General features: G+C 73.6%; 4 protein-coding genes. 1 reads left to right on the top strand and 3 read right to left on the bottom strand.

The annotated features are described in order from the left end of the window. Both GTW08_RS17545 and GTW08_RS17540 read right to left on the bottom strand, forming a co-directional pair. On the bottom strand, positions 1-276 hold a 276-nt coding region (locus tag GTW08_RS17545), incomplete at its 3' end, for a hypothetical protein (RefSeq protein WP_161152236.1). Then, on the bottom strand, positions 273-2966 hold the full coding sequence (locus tag GTW08_RS17540; protein ID WP_304580053.1) for a Pls/PosA family non-ribosomal peptide synthetase: 2694 nt from the start codon (positions 2964-2966) through the stop codon (positions 273-275). The genes GTW08_RS17545 and GTW08_RS17540, both read right to left, overlap by 4 nt. Positions 2967-3494: 528 nt before the next feature. On the opposite strand from GTW08_RS17540, the gene GTW08_RS17535 reads away from it, so the two are divergent. Further along, positions 3495-4937, top strand: coding sequence for an alkaline phosphatase D family protein (locus tag GTW08_RS17535; protein WP_304580052.1), 1443 nt, complete (start codon positions 3495-3497; stop codon positions 4935-4937). Between the two features lie 17 nt (positions 4938-4954). Here GTW08_RS17535 and GTW08_RS17530 read toward each other — a convergent pair. After that, a partial coding sequence (locus tag GTW08_RS17530) for an acyl-CoA dehydrogenase family protein (RefSeq protein WP_161152235.1) occupies positions 4955-5674 on the bottom strand: 720 nt, incomplete at its 5' end.

The raw sequence follows: 5674 nt of genomic DNA, 5'->3' as shown, positions 1-5674 counted from the left end.
GGCGCGGGCCGGGACACCGGCGGTCACCTCGGTGTCGCCGGACAGGGCCGCGAGGACGGCGGCGTGCGCGGCGAGCAGCACCGCGCCGGGCTCCACGCCGGTCACCGCGGCGACGGAGGCGACCGCGTCCCGCGGGATCGGCTCGGTGTGCACGGCGGTCCCGGGCCGGGGTGTCGCCGTCCACGACGGGGCCGGGGTGGCGCCGCCGGTGAGCAGCACCCGGGTCCAGTACTCGCGGGTGGTCGTGGTGGCGGGGTCGGCGAGCGTGCCGGTCATCGTGCGGTCTCTCCGTTCAGCAGCGGGGCCGGGGCGGGGCGGGACCGCGGGGCGGCGGCCGGGTTGCCCTCCCAGACGGCACCGGCGGGGACGTCCTCGCCCTTCATGAGGAAGGCGTCGCAGCCGATGCGGGCGGCGTCGCCGACGACGGCGCCGTAGTGGACGAAGGCGCCGACATCGAGACAGGCGCCGGTGCCGACGGAGATGAAGTCGGACTTGAAGGTGCCGTCCTCCTGCGAGTGGCACTGCAGCACCGACCCGGCGTTGAGGACGACGTCGTCGCCGATGCGCACGAGCGTGCGGTCGGTCATGTTGCACCCGTCGTCGAACACGCGGCGGCCGATCTGCACGCCGAGGGCGCGGGTGACGAGGTTCTTGAACGGGGTTCCGGCGAGCATCCGGTCCCAGCCCTGCACCACGAGCTTCCAGTACCGCTCGTGCCACCAGAAGTACGGGTCGTAGACCGAGCAGAAGCGGGGCTGCAGCCGGCGGCGCCCGGCGACGGTGAGCCGCTCGACGGTGATCGTGTACGTCATCGTGAACAGCAGCGACAGCAGCAGCTGCACCCCGACCGCGACCGGACCCAGCGGCGCCAGCAGGGCGGCGACGATCAGGGTGAGCAGGGTGACCCCGAACAGGGCACCCCACCGGAACGCCACGGCCAGGGCGATGGTGCGGCGGTTGTAGCGGTTCTTGGCGCGCAGCCGGTCGTGCAGGTCGAGGCCGGTGTGCAGGTGGCCGAACATCGAGTCCCGGGCGACGGTGCGGGGGATCTCGAACGGCGGCGAGCCGAGGAGCCCGACCCCGGTCCGCACCCGGCCGTCCGTGGGGACGAGCGTCTTGGTGGCGATCAGGCAGTCGTCGCCGACCCTGGAGCCGGCCGTCCACACGATCCTGTTGCCCAGGAACGAGTTCGACGCAATCCGTGTCCGGTTCACGACGAATGCGGTGTCCGAATAGTCGACATTGACGATGGACAAACCGTCGGCGACCATCGTGCCGGTTCCGATCGAGCTCGCGAACGGCGTCTCCTGCTTCACCGCCGTCCCGAAGTTCGTCCCCGTCTGCGGGGTCCGCCGGAGATCGTGTCCGATGATCCGGAGGTAATCGACGATGTAGGAGCTGTCGCCGAGCAGATAGGTGAAGAACCGGACGTTCGTGATCCGTAACACGGTGCGCTGCAACGTGTATCGCAGGCCGTAGAGGGGGTACGGACGTCCCTCGGTGAGCCCGAGCGACAGCACGCGCGCGACCACTGCGGCCCCGAACAGACCGACGGCCGTCCCGGCGAGGAGCAGGCTGGTCGAGCTGACGAGGGCGTCGAGCCAGAGCTGGGACGAGACCACCCCGGCGGCCCCGCTGCCGATCACCGCCGCCAGCGTCGGCACGGACGCCAGCACGACGTCGACCACACCGGTGCCCAGCGGCAGCCAGACCAGCAGCAGCCAGCCGAGCTGGCCGGTCGCATAGCCGGCGCGCCGGGCCCGACCGATCGTCGCCGAGACCCCGGCGCCGGGGTCTCCGCCGCCCGGGCGGGCCGGAGTGCCCCACCAGGTCGCACCGGCCGGGACGACCTGGCCGGTGTGCAGCGAGGAGGCGTGGGCGAGCCGTCCGCCGTCGCCGATCTCGGTCCCGATGTCGATCACCGACGCCTCGCCGACGACGACGCGGGCACCGATCGTGACCCGGCCGGTCCGGATGATGCCCGGCTCGGCGCGGTAGCAGGACAGGATCGAGTCCTTGCGCAGCACGGTGTTCGCGCCGATCGTGAGCAGGTCCGGGCAGGCCGGGATGGTGCGCGCCAGCATGACCACGCCGGGTCCGATCCGGGCGCCGAGCAGCCGCAGGTAGAGCGGCAGCAGCGGCGAGCCCGCGGCGACCAGCAGCAGCGGGTTGGTGCGGACCAGGGTCCTGGCCAGCCAGAACCGGTAGTACGCGGCGCTCCACAGCGGGATCTCGCGCTCGGTCCACCGGCCGACGAGCAGCCACTTCGCGGCGATCGGGAGCACCGCGAACACCGTGAAGGCCACCGCCACCGCGGCCAGCGAGCGCAGGTAGAAGTCCAGCAGCCCGGTGCCGAGGGCGATCCACTGGAACACGGCGCCGAGCAGGGTGCCATAGGCGAGGGTGAACACGACGAAGGTGAGCAGCTGCGCCGCGCCGCACAGTACGTAGGCGCGGGTGGTGCCGGTCGGGACCGGCAGCGCGGGCGGTGCCTCGTCCGGCACGGGACCGGCGTCGCCGGCGAGCGCGACGGCCAGACCGGCGGCGGTGGGGTGGGCGTAGACGTCGGTCATCGCGACGTCGGGCAGGTCGTCGCGGCGGCGGACCCTGGCGCAGAAGCGGGTCATCGTCATGGAGTCGGCACCGAGGTCGGCGAACACGTCGGCGTCGGCCCCGACGTCGGCGCCGACCAGCTCGGCGAGGATCGCCCGGTAGCCTTCGCGCACGTCGTCGACGGTGCGAGCGGAGCGCGCGACCGACGGGGCGAGTGCCGCGGCCAGCCCGGCCACGGTGGGGTGGGCGTAGACGTCGGTCATCGCGACGTGCGGCAGGTCGGGCCGCTGCCGGACCCGCGCACAGAACCGGGCGAGGACCATCGAGTCGGCACCGGCGTCGACGAAGAAGTGGTCGTCCGGCCGCACGGGTGCGTCGAGCAGCTCCGTGATGATCGCTGTGAAAGCGATCACGACAGCGTGTTCCGACTCGGACGCCGTGCGCGATTCCTGTTCGCGCACAGGCCCGGCGGTCATCACCCCGTCTTTCGACACCATCGTCATCCCCCGGCAGTACGAGCGTGTACGGGCAGAATCGTCGACCATTTCCAGCGCGTTACATAGTCAATATTTATGATCGACCGACCCCCGACTCACACATTTTCGGGGGCAGAGCGGCACGATTCCGACCGCGACGTCGAGGGCGTCGCGGTCGCGGGCCGCGAGCGGACGCGATCCCGATGAACTGTTTTCGTGACTCGACGAGCGGAGGTTCGACGTGAGCCTGGATGTGATGCAAGTCACTGCATATCAGTCGTCGGTGCGGGCGTGCCGCGGGGGACCGGGTGTGCACCCGGCCGGTTCCGGCCGATCGCCCGTGGCCGGGTACCCGCGGTGATTCACTCGTCCGGCGACACCGGCCCCGGCGCGTGCGCACCGCCGTCGGGGTCGCCGGGGCGGAGCATGGACGGTTCTCCCCGACCACCACGCACAGGAGGACGTGTGACCGCACTGCCACGCCGCAGCGTGCTGCTCGGCACCCTCGGGGCCGCGGTCGCCGGGCTGGTGCCGGCCACGCCCGGCGGTGAGCCCGCCGCCGTGCCCCGCTGGTTCGCCGGTGCCCTGCGCCAGGCGACGACGCCCGACCCGTTCACCCTCGGCGTCGCCTCGGGCGACCCGTCGCCCGACGGGATGGTCCTGTGGACCCGGCTCGCCCCCGAGCCCGACGCCGAGGACGGCCGCGGCGGGATGCCCGACCGGGCGGTCGAGGTCGAGTGGGAGGTCGCCGAGGACGAGCGCTTCGCCCGCGTCGTGTCGCGCGGCACGGAGACCGCCACCCGCGAACTCGCGCACAGCGTGCACGCCGAGCCCGCGGGACTCGCCCCGGGCCGCGAGTACTTCTACCGGTTCCGTACCGGTGGCCACCTCTCCCCCGTCGCGCGCACCCGGACCGCGCCCGCGGCGGGGGCGGCCGCCGCCTCGCTGACCATCGCGACGGCGTCGTGCGCGAAGTTCGGTGCGGGCCACTTCACCGCCTACCGCGGGATGGCCGCCGACGCCCCCGATCTCGTCCTGCACCTGGGCGACTACTTCTACGAGACCGACCGCGGGGAGGTCCGCGACCCGGGCCCGCCGGAGCCGAAGAACCTCGCCGGCTACCGGCGTACGCACGCCCACCAGCGCTCCGACGACGACCTGCGCGCCGCCCACGCCGTCGCCCCGTGGGTGGTGGTGTGGGACGACCACGAGGTCGTCAACGACTGGGATGGCGCGACGCCCGACCGGCGCCGGGCCGCGGCCCAGGCGTACTACGAGCACATGCCGCTGCGCCGCGCCTCGGTGCCCGACGGCCCGGACATGCAGCTCTACCGGCGGCTGGAGTGGGGCTCGCTCGCCACCTTCCACGTCCTGGACACCCGCCAGTACCGGATGCGCGGCTCGATGCTCGGCGCCGACCAGGAACGCTGGCTGCTGCGCGGGCTGACCGACTCCGCCGCGGGCTGGGACGTGCTGGCCCAGCAGGTGTTCTTCGCCCCGCGCCGGGGCGGCAAGTCCGGCACCTGGGGGGAGTTCACCGGGTCCCGGGAGCGGGTCGTCCGCGGCTGGACCGAGGCGGGCGTGCGCAACGCCGTCGTCCTCACCGGCGACGAGCACGTCCACCACGCCAACGAGATCCCCGGTGCCGACGACCGGATCGCCGGCACCGAGCTCGTCACCACCTCGGTCACCTCCGGCGGCGACGGCGACGGCGACGCGAAGTCCGGTGGCAGCGGCAGCTCGGTGTGGTCGCTCGACCGGCGCGGCTACGTGCTGGCGACCTTCACCTCCGCGCAGATGCGCGCGGACTTCCGCACCGTGTCCCGGATCAGCGAGCCCGGTGCCACGGTGCGCACGGCGGCGTCGTTCGTGGTGCCGGACCGGGAGCCGGGCCTGAACAAGGTCTGACCCGCCCCCCCCCGCGCTCAGCCGGTCGCCACCCGGGGCTCGCGGACGTCGTCGCCGAGGGTGTCCAGCACCAGCGCGGCGATGCGCTCGCGGTGGGCCTCGGCGGACCCGAGCAGCGCCGCGTCGGCGACGGCGCGCTTGTAGTACAGGTGCGCGACGTGCTCCCAGGTGAAGCCGATCCCGCCGTGCAGCTGCACCGCGTCGGCGGCGACCCGGTACGCCGTCTCCGAACAGGTGGCCTGCGCGATCGACACGGCGAGGTCGGCATCGTCGACGCGCGGGTCGTCGACCGCCCAGGCCGCGTGCAGCGCCGCGGTCCGGGCCTGTTCGACGGCGACGAGCATGTCCGCGCACCGGTGCTTGACCGCCTGGAACGACCCGATGGGCCTGCCGAACTGCAGCCGCTCCTTCGCGTAGGCGACGGTCAGGTCGAGCAGCCGGCGGGCGATGCCGGCCTGTTCGGCGGCGAGCAGCGCCCCGGCGGTGCGGAAGGCGTGCCGCAGCGCGCCGTCGGCGTCCGCGCCGGTGGCGAGTACGGTTCCGGTCGCCCCGTCGAGGACGACCCGGGCGACCGGGCGGGTCACGTCGAACGAGCCGCACCGCTGCACCCGCACCCCGTCGGCGCCGGGGTCGACCACGGCCAGCACCGGGCCCTCGGGCCCCGCGGCCGCGACGAACAGCACGTCCGCGGCGCCCGCGTCCGGGACGTGCTCCACCGTGCCGGTGAGCCGGTCGCC

The sequence above is a fragment of the Pseudonocardia sp. SID8383 genome, assembly GCF_009864975.1.
GTDB classification, from domain to species: Bacteria; Actinomycetota; Actinomycetes; order Mycobacteriales; family Pseudonocardiaceae; genus Pseudonocardia; species Pseudonocardia alni.
Note: the sequence above shows the minus strand (reverse complement) of the source record. Positions and strands in the feature narration are given on the sequence as shown.